Source organism: Streptomyces sp. NPDC015242, assembly GCF_043079125.1.
Taxonomy (GTDB): Bacteria; Actinomycetota; Actinomycetes; order Streptomycetales; family Streptomycetaceae; genus Streptomyces.
In genome coordinates this window covers 667966-685416 of the sequence record NZ_JBIBUF010000004.1, presented here as the reverse complement: position 1 = coordinate 685416, position 17451 = coordinate 667966, and the positions used below count along the sequence as shown (strand labels likewise).

Here is a 17451-nt window from a genome sequence, read left to right as displayed (position 1 = left end):
TAGGCGGCCGGAAGGGGCGCCTTCCGACGGCTTGAGCACATTTAATCCGTACGGGTGAAACGATCCCTCAAACGAGGACACGAACCGCCGGGACCGGCCCCGGCGGGGGGTGGCGGACCCCTGGCGCGGAGGCGGCCGCCGTCGCCCGGTCCCCGCGTTGTCAGTGGCGGCGGCTACGGTTCCGTCCATGGCTGCCCGTACGAAATCCACCAAGGACCGCCCGTCCTACCGCTGCACGGAGTGCGGCTGGCAGACGGCGAAGTGGCTCGGCCGCTGCCCCGAGTGCCAGGCCTGGGGGACGATCGAGGAGTACGGCACGCCCGCGGTCCGCACGACGGCTCCCGGCCGGGTCACCACCTCCGCCCTGCCCATCGGCCAGGTGGACGGCCGCCAGGCCGCCGCCCGCACCACCGGCGTGCCCGAGCTGGACCGCGTGCTCGGCGGCGGGCTGGTCCCCGGCGCGGTGGTGCTGGTCGCGGGCGAGCCCGGCGTCGGCAAGTCGACGCTGCTGCTGGACGTGGCGGCCAAGTCGGCGAGCGACGAGCACCGCACGCTGTACGTGACGGGCGAGGAGTCGGCGAGCCAGGTCCGGCTGCGCGCCGACCGCATCGGCGCCATCGACGACCACCTGTACCTGGCGGCCGAGACGGATCTCGCGGCGGTGCTGGGCCACTTGGACGCGGTGAAGCCGTCGCTCCTGATCCTGGACTCGGTGCAGACGGTGGCCTCCCCGGAGATCGACGGCGCGCCCGGCGGCATGGCCCAGGTGCGCGAGGTCGCCGGTGCGCTGATCCGGGCCTCGAAGGAACGCGGCATGTCCACGCTTCTGGTGGGCCACGTCACCAAGGACGGCGCGATCGCCGGCCCGCGCCTGCTGGAGCACCTGGTCGACGTCGTCCTGCACTTCGAGGGCGACCGGCACGCCCGCCTGCGCCTCGTCCGCGGCGTCAAGAACCGCTACGGCACCACCGACGAGGTCGGCTGCTTCGAGCTGCACGACGAGGGCATCACGGGCCTCGCGGACCCGAGCGGACTTTTCCTGACACGCCGGGCCGAACCGGTCCCGGGCACCTGTCTGACCGTCACCCTGGAGGGCCGCCGCCCCCTGGTCGCCGAGGTCCAGGCGCTCACGGTCGACTCCCAGATCCCGTCCCCGCGCCGCACCACCTCGGGCCTGGAGACCTCCCGTGTCTCGATGATGCTGGCGGTGCTGGAACAGCGGGGCCGGATCAGCGCCTTGGGCAAAAGGGACATCTACTCCGCGACGGTCGGCGGCGTGAAGCTGTCGGAGCCCGCGGCGGACCTGGCGGTGGCCCTCGCCCTGGCGAGCGCGGCGAGTGACACACCTCTCCCGAAGAACCTGGTCGCGATCGGCGAGGTGGGCCTCGCGGGCGAGGTGAGACGCGTCACGGGCGTGCAGCGCCGCCTGGCCGAAGCCCACCGTCTGGGCTTCACGCACGCCCTGGTACCGGGCGATCCGGGGAAGGTCCCGGCGGGCATGAAGGTCCTGGAAGTCGCGGACATAGGGGACGCCCTGCGGGTCCTTCCCCGCTCCCGTCGCAGAGAGGCCCCGCGGGACGAGGAGGGTCGCCGGTAGACTTTGCCCTGGTCTCGCCCGTCCGTGCGAACCGAGCGCGCGACACGGGGGCGCCCAGAACCTGCGACCGGAGGAGTGCAGTGGCAGCCAACGACCGGGCATCAGCTCCCGGAAAGTCCGGCGGGAGTGCCGGTACCGATGGCCTGATGCGCGCCTCCCTGAGCGCCGTGGCACCCGGCACCGCCCTCCGCGACGGCCTGGAGCGTGTGCTCCGCGGCAACACCGGCGGTCTCATCGTGCTGGGCTCCGACAAGACGGTGGAAGCGCTGTGCAGCGGCGGCTTCGTGCTGGACGTCGAGTTCACGGCGACCCGGCTGCGCGAGCTGTGCAAGCTGGACGGCGGCATCGTGCTGTCCTCGGACCTGTCGAAGATCCTGCGCGCGGGCGTGCAGCTGGTCCCGGACCCGACGATCCCCACGGAGGAGACGGGCACCCGGCACCGCACGGCGGACCGCGTGAGCAAGCAGGTCGGTTTCCCGGTCGTCTCGGTCTCCCAGTCGATGCGGCTGATCGCCCTGTACGTCGACGGCCAGCGCCGGGTCCTGGAGGACTCGGCGGCGATCCTGTCCCGCGCCAACCAGGCCCTCGCGACGCTGGAGCGCTACAAGCTCCGCCTCGACGAGGTCGCGGGCACGCTGTCCGCGCTGGAGATCGAGGACCTGGTGACCGTCCGGGACGTCTCGGCGGTCGCCCAGCGCCTGGAGATGGTCCGCCGCATCGCCACGGAGATCGCCGAGTACGTGGTGGAGCTCGGCACGGACGGCCGTCTGCTCGCCCTCCAGCTGGACGAGCTGATCGCGGGCGTCGAGCCGGAGCGCGAGCTGGTCGTGCGGGACTACGTCCCCGAGCCCACGGCCAAGCGGTCCCGCACGGTCGACGAGGCGCTCGCCGAGCTCGACGCGCTCAGCCACGCCGAGCTGCTCGAACTGCCCACGGTGGCCCGCGCGTTGGGCTACACCGGCTCTCCGGAGACGCTCGACTCGGCGGTGTCCCCGCGTGGTTTCCGGCTCCTGGCGAAGGTGCCGCGCCTGCCCGGCGCCATCATCGACCGCCTGGTGGAGCACTTCGGCGGCCTGCAGAAGCTGCTCGCCGCGAGCGTCGACGACCTGCAGACCGTGGACGGCGTGGGCGAGGCCCGGGCCCGCAGCGTGCGCGAAGGCCTGTCGCGGCTGGCGGAGTCGTCGATCCTGGAGCGGTACGTCTGAGGCCTGCACCGGCCGTGAACGGCTGAGGGCGGTACCCGGTGCCGGGTACCGCCCTCAGCCGTTCACGGCCGTCGTGCTTCAGTCGGCCGACAGCACGAACGACGTCTGCACCTTCGCGAAGCCCGGGGCCTTGGCCTCCACGAGGTAGGTGCCGGTCTTGGCCGAACCCGCCGGGGGCGTGGCGCACTCGGGCGCGCTGGGCTTGCGGTTCCACTTCACCACGTAGGTGATGTCGCTGCCCGCCGGTACCCGGAACAGCTGGTGCGCGGCCGCCTTGGGGCAGTCCGCGGAGGACCAGTAGTCGTCGTCGCCGCCTGCGGGGGTGACCGCGAACACCGCGTTCTTCGGCCCGAGGTCGATCTTGCAGTCGCTGCCGGAGACGTTCCGCGCGGTCAGCAGGAACGTGGGCGTCTGCTCGGGGGCGTAGGTGTTGTGCCGGCTGCGCAGGCTGAACTTGACCACGGATGCGGTGCAGTTGGGCAGGCTGGAGCCGGCCGGCAGCGTGTCGCCCGCGCCGACGCCGCCCACCGTGCCGCCGCTCCCGGAGCCGCCCGCGCCGCCCGAGCCGCCCGGCCCGGCGGCGCCGCCGGAACCGTCACCGGAGCCGCCGCCCGAGCCGCCGCCGTCGGCGGAACCGTCGCCGTCACCCGAGCCGTCACCGGAGCCCGGGGACGAGCCGTCCGAGCCGCCGCCGCCCGACTCGTCGCGTCCGCCCGGGGCTTGGCTGATGGCCGGGCCCGAACTCGACGGGCCGGGCTCGATGGTGGGCGCGGGATTCTTGCCGTTGGCGCCGTTGTCGCCGTCCTTGCCGCCCCCGCCGCCCATGGTCACGATCCAGGTGATCAATAGCGCCAACAGGGCGACCACAGACACGAGTACGGCCCTCCGACGCCAGTAGATGGAGGAGGGAAGCGGCCCGACCGGATTGCGCAGAGATCCCACGGCGCAAACCTTACGAGAGAACGGCGCGTTCGCTTGTCCCACCCGCCGCTCGGGGCACAACTTTTCCGGATCATCATTCCGGAGAAACCCCGTCCCACCCCTGCCTTTCGTCCGGTTCGGCACCCGGCGATCGCGGGGTGTGACGGTAACGGCCCGCCGCCTACCGTCCGTGACCACGACCTTCGCTGAGCCTGCCGGGGCAGTGGGCGCGGCCGCCCGCTGAGCGGGCCCCCGCGCCGCCCGCCGGAGCCGACTGCCGTTGCTGCTGCACGAGCAGCCGGAACACTCGTACGCATCAGGTGAGTTGGCGCGGCGATCCGCGTACTGCCGCCCGAGGACGAGGCGTTGGCGGAAGGCGGTCGAACCGGCCGCGTTCACCTCGTGCCCGGGCCGGCCGGGGCGCCGCGGGCGGGAGGGGCCGGGTGGGGACGTTCCCTGCGGCCCGGCGCCACAGGTGTGGGGCGGGACGGCACTGCTGCCGCTCGTCAGGTACCGGCCTGCCGAGGGGGTGGCGGTGCGCCCGCGAGGGTGCCGGTGCGTGGCACCATCGGAAGGCCATGACTGCTCCCACGAAGCCCCCGCACCCCGCCCCCGCCGAGACGACCGCCGCGCCCCCCGGCGCGACCACCGCCGGCGGCTCCTCCGCTTCCCCCGGCCGGGACCTGCACTCCCCCGTCATCGACTGGTTCGACGAGAACGCCCGCGACCTGCCCTGGCGGCGCCCCGAGGCCGGGGCGTGGGGCGTGATGGTCAGCGAGTTCATGCTCCAGCAGACGCCGGTCAGCCGGGTCCTGCCGGTCTACGAGCAGTGGCTGGCCCGCTGGCCGCGCCCCGCCGACCTGGCCCGGGAGGCGCCCGGCGAGGCCGTCCGCGCCTGGGGCCGGCTCGGCTACCCGCGCCGCGCGCTGCGGCTGCACGGCGCCGCCGTCGCGATAACGGAACGGCACGGCGGCGATGTACCGTCCGACCACGCACAGCTGCTGGCGCTGCCCGGTATCGGCGAGTACACGGCCGCCGCCGTCGCCTCCTTCGCCTACGGGCAGCGGCACCCCGTGCTGGACACGAACGTGCGCCGGGTCCTCGCCCGCGCGGTCACCGGCGTGCAGTACCCGCCGAACGCCACCACCGCCGCCGAACGCAAGCTGGCCCGCGCGCTGCTGCCCGACGACGAGCCGACCGCCGCGCGCTGGGCCGCCGCCTCCATGGAGCTGGGCGCGCTGGTGTGCACGGCGAAGAGCGAGTCCTGCCACCGCTGCCCGATCGCCGCGCAGTGCGCGTGGCGGCTCGCGGGCAAGCCGGAGCACGACGGCCCGCCGCGCCGCGGCCAGACGTACGCGGGCACCGACCGGCAGGTGCGCGGGCGGCTGCTCGCCGTGCTGCGGGACGCCCACGGCCCGGTGCCGCAGGCGGCCCTGGACCGGGTGTGGCACGAGCCGGTGCAGCGGGCCCGTGCCCTGGACGGGCTGGTCGCCGACGGTCTGGTGGAGCCGATGGCGGGCGGGCTGTACCGGCTGCCGCTGACCTGACGCACAGGAACGTCACAGACGCCGCCCTGCCGTCACCCCGCCCCAAAGGGTGGGCAAATCACCCCAAAGCCATTCCAACTGGCCCACGGTTTTACCCCGTTCCGACATCCGTTACACAACCGACGGACAGCCGAGCGCTGGCCGCAGGCTGCTTCGGACAGCGCCGTGACAACGCCTCCGTACCTTCGGTTGCGTTCCCGGAAGACACGGGACGACTGAGGACCACAGGCAGTGCACGGGCGGCGGGGAGCCGGCCCGGAACGGGGAAACGGGAGGCGGTTCACCATGGCGCAGGGCGAGGTGCTCGAGTTCGAGGAGTACGTCCGCACCCGGCAGGACGCGTTGCTGCGCAGCGCCCGCCGCCTGGTGCCGGACCCGACGGACGCGCAGGACCTGCTGCAGACGGCACTGGTGCGGACCTACGGCCGCTGGGAGACCATCGAGGACAAGCGGCTGGCCGACGCCTACCTGCGCCGGGTGATGATCAACACGAGGACCGAGTGGTGGCGGGCCCGCAAGCTGGAGGAGGTCCCGACCGAGCAGCTCCCGGACGCCTCGGTCGACGACTCCACGGAGCAGCACGCGGACCGCGCCCTGCTGATGGACATCCTCCGCGTGCTCGCCCCGAAGCAGCGCAGTGTCGTGGTGCTGCGACACTGGGAGCAGATGTCCACGGAGGAGACGGCCGCCGCCCTAGGCATGTCGGCCGGAACGGTCAAGAGCACGCTGCACCGGGCGCTCGCCCGGCTCCGCGAGGAGCTGGAGTCCCGCGATCTGGACGCACGCGCGCTGGAGCGTGAGGAGCGGGAGCGGTGCGCGGCCTGACCGGCGAGGGTTCCCCGGGGAACCGGGGCGGCTTGCAGGCGGTGATCACGGCACTGGCCGTGTTCGCCGCCCTCGCCCTTTTCGCGTCCTCGTGTGCCGCCGGCGGCACCGGCGCCCGGGACGAGGGCCCGGCGCACGCCGACTCGGTGGCGGGTGCCGCCGCGGCCACCCCGACCGCGGTGCCGTCGAAGACCCCCGACGCCGTGAACGCGGTCGCGCTCGTCAAGGCCGACCCGAAGGTCGCGCCGGAGGTCAAGCGGGACCTCAAGCCGTGTGTGGCCGACGAGTACCCCGTCGACGTCTCCTACGGCAAGCTGACCGGGGGCTCGGCCGACGACGTCGTCGTCAACGTGCTGACCTGCGGTGACGCGGTGGGTGTGGGCAGTTACGTGTACCGCGAGCAGGGCGGCTCGTACCAGAATGTCTTCAAGGCCGAGGAGCCGCCGGTCTACGCGGAGATCGACCGCGGCGACCTCGTGGTGACCAAGCAGGTGTACGACAAGGGCGACCCGGTGTCGAGTCCCTCCGGGGAGAACGTGATCACGTACCGGTGGTCGTCCGGCCGGTTCGACGAGGAGTACCGCACGCACAACGACTACGGGAAGGTCGTCGGCGACTCCGTGTCGCCCGCGCCCGCGAGCTGACGCCGCCGCACGGCCCGGTGAACCGTTCGGGCCCCTCACACCGATGTGTCGGTGAACGCGGCGCCCGCTCCACGCGTCCCAGCGAAGAGAACGCCCACGCGCACCACTGAAGAGCACACACCCCACGAGCCACTGAGGACAGAGAGCACCGGGATGGCAGACCAGACCCACGTCCTGTTCGTCGAGGACGACGACGTCATCCGCGAGGCCACGCAGCTCGCCCTGGAACGGGACGGCTTCGTGGTCACCGCCATGCCCGACGGGCTGTCCGGCCTGGAGGCCTTCCGGGCGGACCGGCCCGACATCGCGCTGCTGGACGTGATGGTCCCCGGACTCGACGGGGTCAGCCTGTGCCGCCGCATCCGGGACGAGTCGACCGTGCCGGTGATCATGCTGTCGGCGCGGGCCGACTCGATCGACGTGGTGCTGGGCCTGGAGGCGGGCGCCGACGACTACGTCACCAAGCCGTTCGACGGTGCCGTGCTGGTCGCCCGGATCCGGGCGGTGCTGCGGCGGTTCGGGCACGCGGGCGGGGACCGCGCCGGAGAGCAGGCGGCCCCGGCCGACGGCGGGGTGCTGGCCTTCGGGGACCTGCAGGTCGACACCGAGGGCATGGAGGTCCGCCGGGCCGGGCAGCCGGTGGCGCTGACGCCGACCGAGATGCGGCTGCTGCTGGAGTTCTCCTCCGCGCCGGGCACGGTGCTCTCCCGGGACAAGCTGCTGGAGCGGGTGTGGGACTACGGCTGGGGCGGGGACACACGGGTCGTCGACGTCCATGTGCAGCGGCTGCGGCAGAAGATCGGCCAGGACCGGATCGAGACGGTCCGCGGCTTCGGCTACAAGCTGAAGGCCTGAGCCGGGTCATGAGGGGGCAGTTCCGGCGCCTGGTCGCCACGGGTCTGGAGCGCGCGGGCATCCGCACGGGCCTGAGATGGAAGCTGAGCGCGGCCATCGCGCTGGTCGGGGCACTGGTGGCCATCGCGCTGAGCCTGGTCGTGCACAACGCCGCCCGGGTGTCGATGCTGGACAACGCGCGCGACCTCGCCGACGAGCGGATCATGATCGCCCAGCGCAACTTCGAGCTGTCCGGGCGGCTGAACTTCCCCAACACCAAGATTGACGACCCGGATCTCCCCGAGGAGCTGCGGGATCGGGTCGAGGCGGGGCAGCGGGCCACCTACGTCGCCGACCGGCCCGGCGGCGCGCCGGACATATGGGCCGCGGTGCCGCTGAAGAACGGGCACGTGATGTCGCTGCACTCGGGCTTCACGGACCGCAGCTCGGACATCCTGAAGGACCTCGACCAGGCCCTGGTGATCGGCTCGATCGCGGTGGTCCTCGGTGGCAGCGCGCTCGGGGTGCTCATCGGCGGGCACCTCTCGCGGCGGCTGCGCAAGGCGTCGATCGCGGCCAACCAGCTCGCGGGCGGCGAGACGGACGTGCGCGTGCGGGACGCCATGGGCGGGGTCGTCCGGGACGAGACCGACGACCTGGCCAGCGCGGTGGACGCCATGGCGGACGCCCTGCGGCAGCGGATCGAGGCCGAGCGGCGGGTCACCGCCGACATCGCGCATGAGCTGCGCACCCCGGTGACCGGGCTGCTGACCGCGGCGGAACTGCTGCCGCCGGGCCGCCCGACCGAGCTGGTGCTGGACCGGGCCAAGGCCATGCGCACGCTGGTGGAGGACGTGCTGGAGGTGGCCCGTCTGGACGGCGCCTCGGAGCGGGCGGAGCTGCAGGACATCATGCTGGGTGAGTTCGTCGCCCGGCGGGTGGCGGCCAAGGACCCGGACATCGAGGTGCGGATCGTGCACGAGTCGGAGGTCACGACCGACCCGCGGCGTCTGGAGCGCGTGCTGTTCAACCTGCTGGCCAACGCGGCCCGGCACGGCAAGCCGCCCGTCGAGGTCACCGTCGAGGGCCGGGTGATCCGGGTCCGCGACCACGGCCCGGGCTTCCCGGAGGACCTGCTCGCCGAGGGACCGAGCCGCTTCCGCACCGGCAGCAAGGACCGGGCCGGGCACGGGCACGGCCTGGGCCTGACCATCGCGGCCGGGCAGGCCCGGGTGCTGGGCGCCCGGCTGACCTTCCGCAACGTCCGCACGCCGGGCGCTGCCGAGGGCGTGCCGGCCGAGGGCGCGGTGGCGGTGCTGTGGCTGCCGGAGCACGCGCCGACGAACACCGGCAGCTATCCCATGCTGCCGGCGTCCGGAGCGTAGGACCGGGCGGGCCTCAGCAGGACCAGTCCCGGTCCATGTCGAGGCCGCCCTCGCGGGGCTGGGTGAAGGAGAACCAGTTGCCGGAGTCGTCGCGGAACAGTGCCTCCGTGCCGTAGGGACGCTCCTGCGGCTCCTGGAGGAACTCCACGCCGCGGTCCTTGAGCTTCTTGTAGTCGCCGTGGATGTCGTCGGTGGTCAGCACGCCCGCGCCGAGCGCGCCCTTGCTCACCAGCTTGCGGAGCATCTCGGCGGACTCGGGGTCCATCGCGGGCCCGCCGGGCACCATCAGGGTGAGCTCGACGCCGGGCTGGTGCGGCGAGCCGACCGTGAGCCAGCGCATGCCGCCCTCGCCCATGGTCATGTCCGTACGGACCTCCAGACCGAGCTTCTCCGTGTAGAACTCCTTGGCCCGGTCTTGGTCGAGGACCCAGACGGTCGAGATGGCGAGACCCTTGATCATGGCGTGCTCCTGCTGCGTCGCGGCCGGTCGGTGCGTGTCCTGCCACGGTAGGCAGCGGGGGTGTCAGCGCGCTTCTCCGGAATTGCGCTGCCCGGCGGAGGCGGAGGCGGAGGCGGAGGCGCGGGCGACGGGGCGGCGGCCGGCAGGGAGTCAGACGCGGAAGCCGGAGCGGAGCCGGACGCGGAAGCCGGGGCGGAGCGGAAGCCGCCGGCCCAGAGCATGGCGTAGCAGCCCGGGATGAGGGCGGCTCCCCGGCCGACGTGCCGCGACCGGTACTCGGTGGGGGTCAGCCCCGTCCACGCCTTGAAGCGGGCCGAGAAGGTGCCGACGCTGCTGAAGCCGACCAGGTGGCAGATCTCCGTCACCGACAGGTTCGCCGTGCGCAGCAGGTCCTCGGCCCGCTCGATCCGGCGGTGCGTGAGGTACTGGCCGGGAGTCTCGCCGTACGCCTCCTTGAAGGCGCGGATGAAGTGGTACCGCGAGTACCCCGCGTGCGCGGCGACCGTGTCCAGGTCGAGCCCGGGGTCCGCCCAGTCCCGGTCCATGGCGTCCTTGGCGAGCCGGACCTGGCGCGTCTTGTCCATACGGCCGATGGTGGCACGGGGGTCCGACAGCGGGCCGTGCCGTGGGTGGTGCCCCCGAGCGGCCGGGCACGGCGGAGCCCCCGGGGGACGCGCCCCCCGGGGGCTCGGCACGAGCCGCTTCACCGGCCGGCGTGCGGTCGCCGCCCCGAGGCGGCGGCGACGGACGCGACGCCGGTCACACCGCCTCGGCCACCGCCGTCCGGGACGCCGGTCCGCCGGCCGTGCCGTCCTCGGCCGCCTTCGGGCCCGCTCCCTTCAGCGGCACCTCCTTCACGAACACCGCCGCCGCCAGGGCGAGGACCGCGACCGCCGCTCCCAGCAGGAACGCCGAGTGCGTGCCGGCGGCGACCGCGTGCTGGTAGGCCTCCCGGGCCGCCTCCGGCAGCTTCGCCAGGCTCGCCTGGTTGAGCTGCGCGGACTGCTCGGTCACCCGGGAGCCCAGTGCCCCGGCCCGCTCGGCCATGACGTCCTGGACGCGGTGGTTGAACAGCGCGCCCATGATCGCCACGCCGAAGGAGGAACCGAGCGTGCGGAAGAGGGTCGTGGACGAGGACGCCACGCCCATGTCCTTCATCTCCACGCTGTTCTGCGCCACCAGCATGGTGATCTGCATCAGGCAGCCCATGCCGAGGCCGACCACGGCCATGAAGACGCCCGAGGTGAACCGCGAGGTGCCCGTGTCCATCGTGGACAGCAGGTACAGGCCGACGATCATCAGCGCGCTGCCGAGCACCGGGAAGACCTTGTACCTGCCGGTGTTCGTGGTCACGCGCCCGGCGACCATCGACGTGACGAGCATCGCGCCCAGCATCGGCAGGAGCAGCAGCCCGGAGTTGGTCGCGGAGGCGCCCTGCACGGCCTGCTGGTAGAAGGGCAGGAACAGCGTGGCGCCGAACATCACGAAGCCCGTGATGAAGCCGATGACCGACATCAGCGTGAAGTTGCGGCTGCGGAAGATGTGCAGCGGCAGGACCGGCTCCGCGGCCCGCGTCTGCCAGAACAGGAAGCCGACGAGCGCGGCGACGCCGATGCCGATCAGCTCCATGATCCGCGCGGAGGTCCAGGCGTACTCGGTGCCGCCCCAGGTGGTGACCAGCACGATGGCGGTGATGCCGACGGTGAGCAGCGCGGCGCCCAGCCAGTCGATCCGCGCCTGCGCCCGCTTCTTCGGCAGGTGCAGCACGGCGCTGACGGCGACCAGCGCGACCACGCCGAGCGGCAGGTTGATGTAGAACGCCCAGCGCCAGCCCCAGTTGTCGGTGATCGTGCCGCCGACCAGCGGTCCGCCGATCATCGCCAGCGCCATCACGCCGGCCATCATGCCCTGGTACTTGCCGCGCTCCCGGGGCGGGATCAGGTCACCGATGATCGCCATGACGCCGACCATGAGACCGCCGGCGCCGAGGCCCTGGATCGCGCGGAAGCCGATGAGCTGGCCCATGTCCTGGGCCATGCCGCTGAGCGCGGAGCCGGCCAGGAAGATCACGATCGACCACAGGAACGTGCCCTTGCGGCCGTACATGTCGCCGAGCTTGCCCCACAGCGGGGTGGAGGCCGCGGTGGCGAGGGTGTAGGAGGTGACCACCCACGAGAGGTGCTCGAGCCCGCCCAGCTCACCGACGATGGTCGGCATCGCCGTGCCGATGATCATGTTGTCGAGCATCGCGAGCATCATCGCGATCATCAGCGCGAGGAGGACGACCCGCACGCTCCGGGGCTGTTTCTCCCCGGCGCCGGCCGCCACCGCTCCGTCCGTCGTGTCCGCCATCGCTTCCCACTCCCCCAGCTACCGCTACTTACTTGCCGACCGGCTAGTGATTACACTCGGAAGCTAGCCGCGGAACTAGCCGGGCGTCAAGTAAGTTTTCTGGAAAGCGAGCGGCGTAGGAGGATGGGCGGCACCATGGACGGCACCAGGCAGCGGCGCCGCGGGGACACCCGCCGGCGCATCCAGGACGTGGCCCTCGAACTCTTCGCGGAGCAGGGCTACGAGAAGACGTCCCTGCGCGAGATCGCCGAGCGCCTGGACGTCACGAAGGCGGCGCTCTACTACCACTTCAAGACGAAGGAAGAGATCCTCGTCAGCATCTTCGAGGACCTCACGCAGCCGATCGAGGACCTGATCGACTGGGGCCGGAGCCGGCCGCACACGCTGGAGACCAAGCAGGAGATCATCCGCCGCTACGCCGACGCCCTCGCCCAGGCGGCGCCGCTGTTCCGGTTCATGCACGACAACCAGGCCTCGGTACGGGACCTGCGGATCGGCGAGTCCTTCAAGGCGCGCGTGCACAGCCTGCGCGACATCATCGTCGACCCGGACGCGGACCTGGTCGACCAGGTCCGCTGCGCCAGCGCGATCTTCACGCTGCACGCCGGGATGTTCCTGCTCCAGGACGTCGGAGACGACCCCGAGGAACGGCACAAGGCCGTCCTCGAGGTCGCCACGGACCTGGTGACCCAGGCCCACCGCGGAGCCGGGGGCTCCTGAGGGTCCGCCGTCCGGATCAGACCTTCACGCCCTTGGCGCGCAGGAACTTGACCGGGTCGACCGCCGAACCGTAGTTCGGGGTCGTACGGATCTCGAAGTGCAGGTGCGGACCGCTGGAGTTGCCGGTGTTGCCGGACCGGGCGATCTCCTGGCCGGTCTTCACGACCTGGCCGATGCGCACCTTGACCTTCGACAGGTGGGCGTACTGGGAGAACGTGCCGTTGCCGTGCCTGATCACCACGGCGTTGCCGTACGCGGGGCCGTCACCGGCGCCGTTGGGGCCGGCCTTCACCACGGTGCCGCCGTGGGCGGCGACGACCTGGGTGCCGCTCGGGACGGCGTAGTCCTGGCCGCTGTGGGTGGACTGCCACATGCCGCCGTTCTGGGCGAAGCTCGCGGAGAGCTTGTACTTCTTCACCGGGTCGACCCAGGACGGCTTGGCCTTCTTGGCCGCCTTCTGCACGGCGGCCTTCTTCGCGGCGGCCTTCTTGGCGGCCGCCTTCTTCGCGGCGGCGGCCTTCTCGGCCTTCAGCGCCTCGGCCTTGGCGGCCTTGGCCTGGGCGGCGGCCTGCGCCTGGACGGCACTGGCGGCACCGGACGCGGCCGTGGTGTCGGCGGCGGACGCGACCCCGGCTCCCAGTGCGACCGAGACACCGAGGCCGGCGGCCAGCACGGTCGCACGGGTGCGGAGCTGGGACGTACGGGAGGAAGGGGACGTGACGCGCTGGGACATCGAAACCTCATGGGGAAGGGGACGGAGAAAACCACCCGGCGGGCAGTCGCTCCGCCGCATGGCCATCCCTTGGTAACCCGGGTCCCGACAAACCCCCAAAAGCGTGATCTACGACAGAAGTTAGTAATTTCGTTCAGTGTTCTACGTCTCTTGACACTCCCCCCATTCGGGACGAATACGGCCATCAGCTTGCACTTCCGCCCCTTTTCAGGGGTCCGCACCGCCGCCCCTCCGGCCCGTTATCCACTATTCCGGCTAGTACCGGACATAATGCCTGTGCGGCATGTCACCGGAGCGCCGCTTCGGCCCTTTCGGAAATGTGGCGCACGCCTCTAGGCACCTACCGTCCGGTAACCCTACGGTTCCCCTCGCGCCACCCTCGCCCACGAACATGCACACGACATGTTGGCAGCGTCATTGACGTGAGAGGACCCCCACGACATGCAGACCCGAGGCCCCTGGCTGCGCCGCGCGTCCATCACCGCCGTCTCGGCGGCCGCCCTCGTGGCCATGGCCGCGCCGGCCGACGCGGCGGCCCCCGCCCGCACCTCCACGGCCGTCACCGCCGCCGCGACGTCCGCCGCGGCGGACGTCGACTACGCCACCTGGCAGAAGGACTGCCAGGCGGTGATGGACCAGGCGCTGCCCTACCTCAAGCAGCGGATCGCCGCCCCGAAGCCGGGCGAGAAGCAGGCCGTCGTGCTCGACATCGACAACACCGCGCTGGAGACCGACTTCGGCTTCAGCTACCCGCAGCCGGCCAACAAGCCGGTCCTGGAGGCCGCCAGATACGCCCAGGAGCGCGGCGTCGCCGTGTTCTTCGTGACCGCCCGCCCCGGGATCATCTACTCCTTCACCGAGTACAACCTGAAGCAGAGCGGCTACCAGGTCTCCGGGCTCTACGTCCGCGGCTTCATCGACCTCTTCAAGAACGTCGCCGACTACAAGACCGCCCAGCGCGTCGACATCGAGAAGAAGGGCTACACGATCATCGCGAACATCGGCAACAGCGCCACCGACCTCTCCGGCGGCCACGCCGAGCGGACGTTCAAGCTGCCGGACTACGACGGGCAGCTGTCCTGACCCGTCTGCTCAACCGCGGGTAGTCTCACCCCCGTTCGCATGATCACGGGGGTGAGGCGGTTGGATCCGGCGGTGCTCGGCGGCAGGCTCGCGTCCTCGCTGGTCGCGCCGCTGCTGAAAAGGCTCTTCCGTGCGGAGGGCCCGGGAGCGGGTCTGGTCGACAAGCCGGTGCGCCTGTCCGCGCTGGTCTCCTTCCGGGGCGAGCAGCGCACCCTGACCGAGCCGGACGTGCACAGGCTCGCCGGGCGGATCGTGGCCCAGGCGGTGGACTCCCCCGGTGAGCCGCCCTTCCCGGCCGACGAGCGCATCGCCGTCACCGACACCCTGGCCCGCAGGCTGCTCGCCCTCGGCGACCTCGACATGGACGACGTCCAGACGGTCCGCCTCGGCCACCGCGAGCTGGCGAAGACCCTGCACCGCGCGGCCCCGGCGCCCGACGGGCTGTCCACGGACTCCTGCCACTTCCTCGACCACGCGACCGAGTGGGCGTGCCTGAACATCCTGGAGTTCTTCACCCGCCGCTCCACCTTCGTCGCCCGCACCCTGGTCGAGCAGACCCGGGCACAGGCGGAGCTGATCGCCAAGATCGACGAACTGCTCACCCGCTCACCCCGCCCCGGCGGCCGGGACACCGCCTTCGAGCGCCGCTACCTGCCCTACGTCGCCGAGCGGCACAACCACCTCACCATCTTCGGCCTCGACCTGCGCGACTCCCCGGACCGCTGGCCGCTGGAGGTCGCCTATCTGTCGCTGGAGGCGAGCGCCGACGGGGATCCCGGCCGGGCCGCCGCCTCCGGCGAGGGTCCGCCGGCCCGCACCGGACGGATGCCCGCCGACGAGACGCTGGACAAGGACCCCAGGGTGCTGCTGCGCGGCGACGCGGGCTCCGGGAAGACGACCCTGGTGCAGTGGCTGGCGGTGACCGCGGCGCGCGAGGGCACGCACATCCCGTACGTCCTGCCGCTGCGCACCCTGGTCCGCACCGGCCCGCTGCCCGCACCGGCCGCCTTCCTGAGTGCCGTCGGCTGCCCGCTGACCCCGCCGGACGGCTGGGCGGAGCGCGTGCTGACCGCGGGCCGGGCACTGGTCCTCGTCGACGGCCTCGACGAGATCCCGAAAGCCGGCCGCCACGGCACCCGCGACTGGCTGCGCTCCCTGATCCACGCCTACCCGGGCAACCGCTGGCTGCTGACCACCCGGCCCACGGCCGTGCGCGCCGAGTGGCTCTCCCAGGAGGCATTCCGGGAGCTGTCCCTGGCACCGATGGGCCGGGGTGAGGTCGCCACCTTCGTGCACCGCTGGCACCGGGCGGCGCGCGCCCCGGAGTACGAGCAGCGGCTGCTGGACTCCCTGCGCACCAAGCGGGACCTGGCCCGGCTCGCCACCAATCCGCTGATGTGCGGACTGATCTGCGCCCTCCACCGCGAGCGCCGCGGCTACCTGCCCACCGGTCGCAAGGAGCTGTACGACGCGGCCCTGAGCATGCTGCTCTCCCGCCGTGACCGGGAGCGCGGCATGGGCGCGGCCGAAGGGCCGGAGCTGGGCGAGGCCGCCCAGGTCGAGATCCTCCAGCGGCTCGCCTACGCCCTGGTGCTGAGCGGCCGGACCGAGATGACCCTGCAGACCGCCGGGAGAATCGTGGAGAGCGCGCTGCCCACGCTGGCCCCGGCCGGGAAGTGGGACGCGCCGGACATCCTGCGGGTCCTCCTGCTGCGCAGTGGCGTGCTGCGCCGCCCGGCCGAGGACGTCATGGACTTCGTCCACCGCACCTTCCAGGACTACCTGGGCGCCCGGTACGCCGTCGAGGAGGGCCACCTCGACGTCCTCACCGGCCATGCCGACGACACCCGGTGGGAGGACGTCATCCGCATGGCCGTGGCCCACGCCAGGCCTGCCGAGCGGGTCCGGGTGCTGAGGGACCTGCTCGCCCGGGACACGCCCCGGCTCACGCTGCTGGCGCTGGCCTGCCTGGAGCACGCGACGGCGCTGCACCCCGCGGTGCGCACCGAGGTCGAGGAGCGGGCCGCCGCGCTGATCCCGCCGCGCACGACCGGGGCCGCGAGGGAGCTGGCCGAGGCCGGTCCGCTGGTGCTGGAGCTGCTGCCGGGGCCGGAAGGCCTGACGGACGAGGAGGCGCTGGGCGTCACGGTCACCGCGTCGGTCCTGGCATCGCAGGAACCCGACGGGGCCCTCGCCGTGCTGCGCCGCTTCCGGGACCACCCGGACCACGACGTCCGGCGGCAGCTGGCGGGCACCTGGCACCGGTTCGGCGCCGGCGCCTACGCGGCCGAGGTGCTGGACCACCTCGACCGCTCGGACCTCTTCCTCACCTGCGAGTCACCCGCCCAGCTCGCGGCCTTGGCCCGCATGCGCCCCTGGCCCGACCTGGCCTTCGAGGGCCCGCACAGCGCCGAGGAGATCGTGGCCGCCGTACCGGAGCCCGGGACGGTGACCACGCTCGGCATCCTGCGGAACTCACGCCTGACGGATCTGGGTGCCCTGCGGCGCTGCACCGCGCTGAACCGGCTGGTCATCTACGACTGCCCGGACGCGACGGGCCTGGAGCGGCTGCGGCCGCTGCCGCTCACCGAACTCGTCCTCGACCCCGTCGCCGACCTGACGGGACTGCGCTCCCTGCCGTCGCTGACCCTGCTCGCCGTGGCCCAGGAACTGCCCGGCGCCGACCTGGCCGACGTCCTGCCGGCCGAGGCCCCGCTGGGCGTTCTCTCCCTGGGCCGGCACAGCACCGACACGACCGGGCTGCGAGGGCTGGGTCACTGGAAGACCCTGCACACGCTCCGGCTCGGACCGCTGACGACGGAACTGACGGCGGCCGACTGGCAGGAGGTCGCCGGGCTCCCCGCGCTCACCGGCCTGTCCCTGAACGCCTCGATCATCCGGGAACTGCCCGCCTCCATCGGCTGCATGCCCGAGCTGCCGGGGATCGAGGTGCTGTGGATCCCCTCGATGGACGGCACCGAGCATCTCGCCGCACTGGCGTCCCGGCTGCCCGGGGTGCACACGGTGGTCCTCGGACACCGGCCCGGGCACTTCTTCCCGCTGTCGGAGGTCCAGCCGCTCTTCCCGGACGCCGTCCTGGCCCGGGACCGGGACTGAGGCGAGGCCGGTCCGCAGGGGCGGGCGG

At 72.5% G+C, this 17451-nt stretch carries 14 protein-coding genes and 1 pseudogene; 10 read left to right on the top strand and 5 right to left on the bottom strand.

Annotated features, from left to right (window positions below; all coding sequences use genetic code 11):
* The first annotated feature begins 187 nt into the window (after window positions 1-187).
* Together radA and disA are read left to right on the top strand one after the other, a co-directional pair.
* The gene (radA, locus tag ACF07N_RS17800) at window positions 188-1597 is read left to right on the top strand and encodes a DNA repair protein RadA (protein ID WP_383336560.1); all 1410 of its coding nucleotides are present in this window, start codon (window positions 188-190) and stop codon (window positions 1595-1597) included.
* An 80-nt stretch (window positions 1598-1677) separates the two neighbouring features.
* Window positions 1678-2802, top strand: a complete 1125-nt coding sequence (disA, locus tag ACF07N_RS17795; protein ID WP_311689073.1) for a DNA integrity scanning diadenylate cyclase DisA — start codon at window positions 1678-1680, stop codon at window positions 2800-2802.
* A gap of 78 nt (window positions 2803-2880) precedes the next feature.
* Here the strand turns inward: disA and ACF07N_RS17790 are convergent, their stop codons facing one another.
* A complete protein-coding gene (locus ACF07N_RS17790) occupies window positions 2881-3744 on the bottom strand; it encodes a hypothetical protein (RefSeq protein WP_392113571.1) in 864 nt (287 codons plus the stop codon).
* A 557-nt stretch (window positions 3745-4301) separates the two neighbouring features.
* On the opposite strand from ACF07N_RS17790, the gene ACF07N_RS17785 reads away from it, so the two are divergent.
* From ACF07N_RS17785 to cseC, 5 genes are all read left to right on the top strand, one after another.
* A complete protein-coding gene (locus ACF07N_RS17785) occupies window positions 4302-5270 on the top strand; it encodes an A/G-specific adenine glycosylase (protein WP_383334373.1) in 969 nt (322 codons plus the stop codon).
* 285 nt (window positions 5271-5555) lie between these two features.
* On the top strand, window positions 5556-6095 hold the full coding sequence (locus ACF07N_RS17780; RefSeq protein WP_311689083.1) for a SigE family RNA polymerase sigma factor: 540 nt from the start codon (window positions 5556-5558) through the stop codon (window positions 6093-6095).
* Complete coding sequence (locus ACF07N_RS17775) at window positions 6083-6739, top strand: hypothetical protein (RefSeq protein ID WP_383334376.1); 657 nt, start codon at window positions 6083-6085, stop codon at window positions 6737-6739. The genes ACF07N_RS17780 and ACF07N_RS17775 overlap by 13 nt, the downstream gene beginning before the upstream one ends.
* Before the next feature lie 153 nt (window positions 6740-6892).
* Entirely contained in the window at window positions 6893-7594 is a 702-nt protein-coding gene (gene cseB, locus ACF07N_RS17770) for a two-component system response regulator CseB (protein ID WP_383334378.1), read from the top strand.
* 8 nt (window positions 7595-7602) lie between these two features.
* Window positions 7603-8958: a two-component system sensor histidine kinase CseC gene (gene cseC / locus ACF07N_RS17765; protein ID WP_383334380.1), complete on the top strand. Its 1356-nt coding sequence runs from the start codon at window positions 7603-7605 to the stop codon at window positions 8956-8958.
* Window positions 8959-8971: 13 nt separating this feature from the next.
* On the opposite strand, the gene ACF07N_RS17760 is transcribed toward cseC, so the two are convergent.
* The 3 genes and pseudogenes from ACF07N_RS17760 to ACF07N_RS17750 form a co-directional block, all read right to left on the bottom strand.
* Window positions 8972-9418: a VOC family protein gene (locus ACF07N_RS17760; RefSeq protein ID WP_383583635.1), complete on the bottom strand. Its 447-nt coding sequence runs from the start codon at window positions 9416-9418 to the stop codon at window positions 8972-8974.
* Window positions 9419-9591: 173 nt separating this feature from the next.
* A pseudogene (locus ACF07N_RS17755) lies at window positions 9592-10002 on the bottom strand (helix-turn-helix transcriptional regulator); the annotation flags it as partial.
* A gap of 175 nt (window positions 10003-10177) precedes the next feature.
* Window positions 10178-11770: an MDR family MFS transporter gene (locus ACF07N_RS17750; RefSeq protein ID WP_392113564.1), complete on the bottom strand. Its 1593-nt coding sequence runs from the start codon at window positions 11768-11770 to the stop codon at window positions 10178-10180.
* Window positions 11771-11893: 123 nt separating this feature from the next.
* On the opposite strand from ACF07N_RS17750, the gene ACF07N_RS17745 reads away from it, so the two are divergent.
* Entirely contained in the window at window positions 11894-12490 is a 597-nt protein-coding gene (locus tag ACF07N_RS17745; RefSeq protein WP_383340911.1) for a TetR/AcrR family transcriptional regulator, read from the top strand.
* A 16-nt stretch (window positions 12491-12506) separates the two neighbouring features.
* Here ACF07N_RS17745 and ACF07N_RS17740 read toward each other — a convergent pair whose 3' ends face one another.
* On the bottom strand, window positions 12507-13223 hold the full coding sequence (locus ACF07N_RS17740) for a M23 family metallopeptidase (RefSeq protein ID WP_392113561.1): 717 nt from the start codon (window positions 13221-13223) through the stop codon (window positions 12507-12509).
* A 441-nt stretch (window positions 13224-13664) separates the two neighbouring features.
* Between ACF07N_RS17740 and ACF07N_RS17735 the strand changes: the two genes are divergently transcribed.
* Window positions 13665-14306, top strand: a complete 642-nt coding sequence (locus ACF07N_RS17735) for an HAD family acid phosphatase (RefSeq protein ID WP_383340914.1) — start codon at window positions 13665-13667, stop codon at window positions 14304-14306.
* Window positions 14307-14366: 60 nt separating this feature from the next.
* Complete coding sequence (locus ACF07N_RS17730; protein WP_392113673.1) at window positions 14367-17423, top strand: NACHT domain-containing protein; 3057 nt, start codon at window positions 14367-14369, stop codon at window positions 17421-17423.
* Window positions 17424-17451: the final 28 nt, after the last annotated feature.

What these genes read in the sequence shown, in the direction of transcription:
- ACF07N_RS17740 (WP_392113561.1), bottom strand. Translation starts at nt 13,223, where the DNA reads ATGTCCCAGCGCGTCACGTCCCCTTCCTCCCGTACGTCCCAGCTCCGC.
- ACF07N_RS17785 (WP_383334373.1), top strand. Translation starts at nt 4,302, where the DNA reads ATGACTGCTCCCACGAAGCCCCCGCACCCCGCCCCCGCCGAGACGACC.
- ACF07N_RS17780 (WP_311689083.1), top strand. Translation starts at nt 5,556, where the DNA reads ATGGCGCAGGGCGAGGTGCTCGAGTTCGAGGAGTACGTCCGCACCCGG.
- radA (WP_383336560.1), top strand. Translation starts at nt 188, where the DNA reads ATGGCTGCCCGTACGAAATCCACCAAGGACCGCCCGTCCTACCGCTGC.
- ACF07N_RS17750 (WP_392113564.1), bottom strand. Translation starts at nt 11,770, where the DNA reads ATGGCGGACACGACGGACGGAGCGGTGGCGGCCGGCGCCGGGGAGAAA.
- cseC (WP_383334380.1), top strand. Translation starts at nt 7,603, where the DNA reads ATGAGGGGGCAGTTCCGGCGCCTGGTCGCCACGGGTCTGGAGCGCGCG.
- ACF07N_RS17735 (WP_383340914.1), top strand. Translation starts at nt 13,665, where the DNA reads ATGCAGACCCGAGGCCCCTGGCTGCGCCGCGCGTCCATCACCGCCGTC.
- ACF07N_RS17760 (WP_383583635.1), bottom strand. Translation starts at nt 9,418, where the DNA reads ATGATCAAGGGTCTCGCCATCTCGACCGTCTGGGTCCTCGACCAAGAC.
- ACF07N_RS17745 (WP_383340911.1), top strand. Translation starts at nt 11,894, where the DNA reads ATGGGCGGCACCATGGACGGCACCAGGCAGCGGCGCCGCGGGGACACC.
- cseB (WP_383334378.1), top strand. Translation starts at nt 6,893, where the DNA reads ATGGCAGACCAGACCCACGTCCTGTTCGTCGAGGACGACGACGTCATC.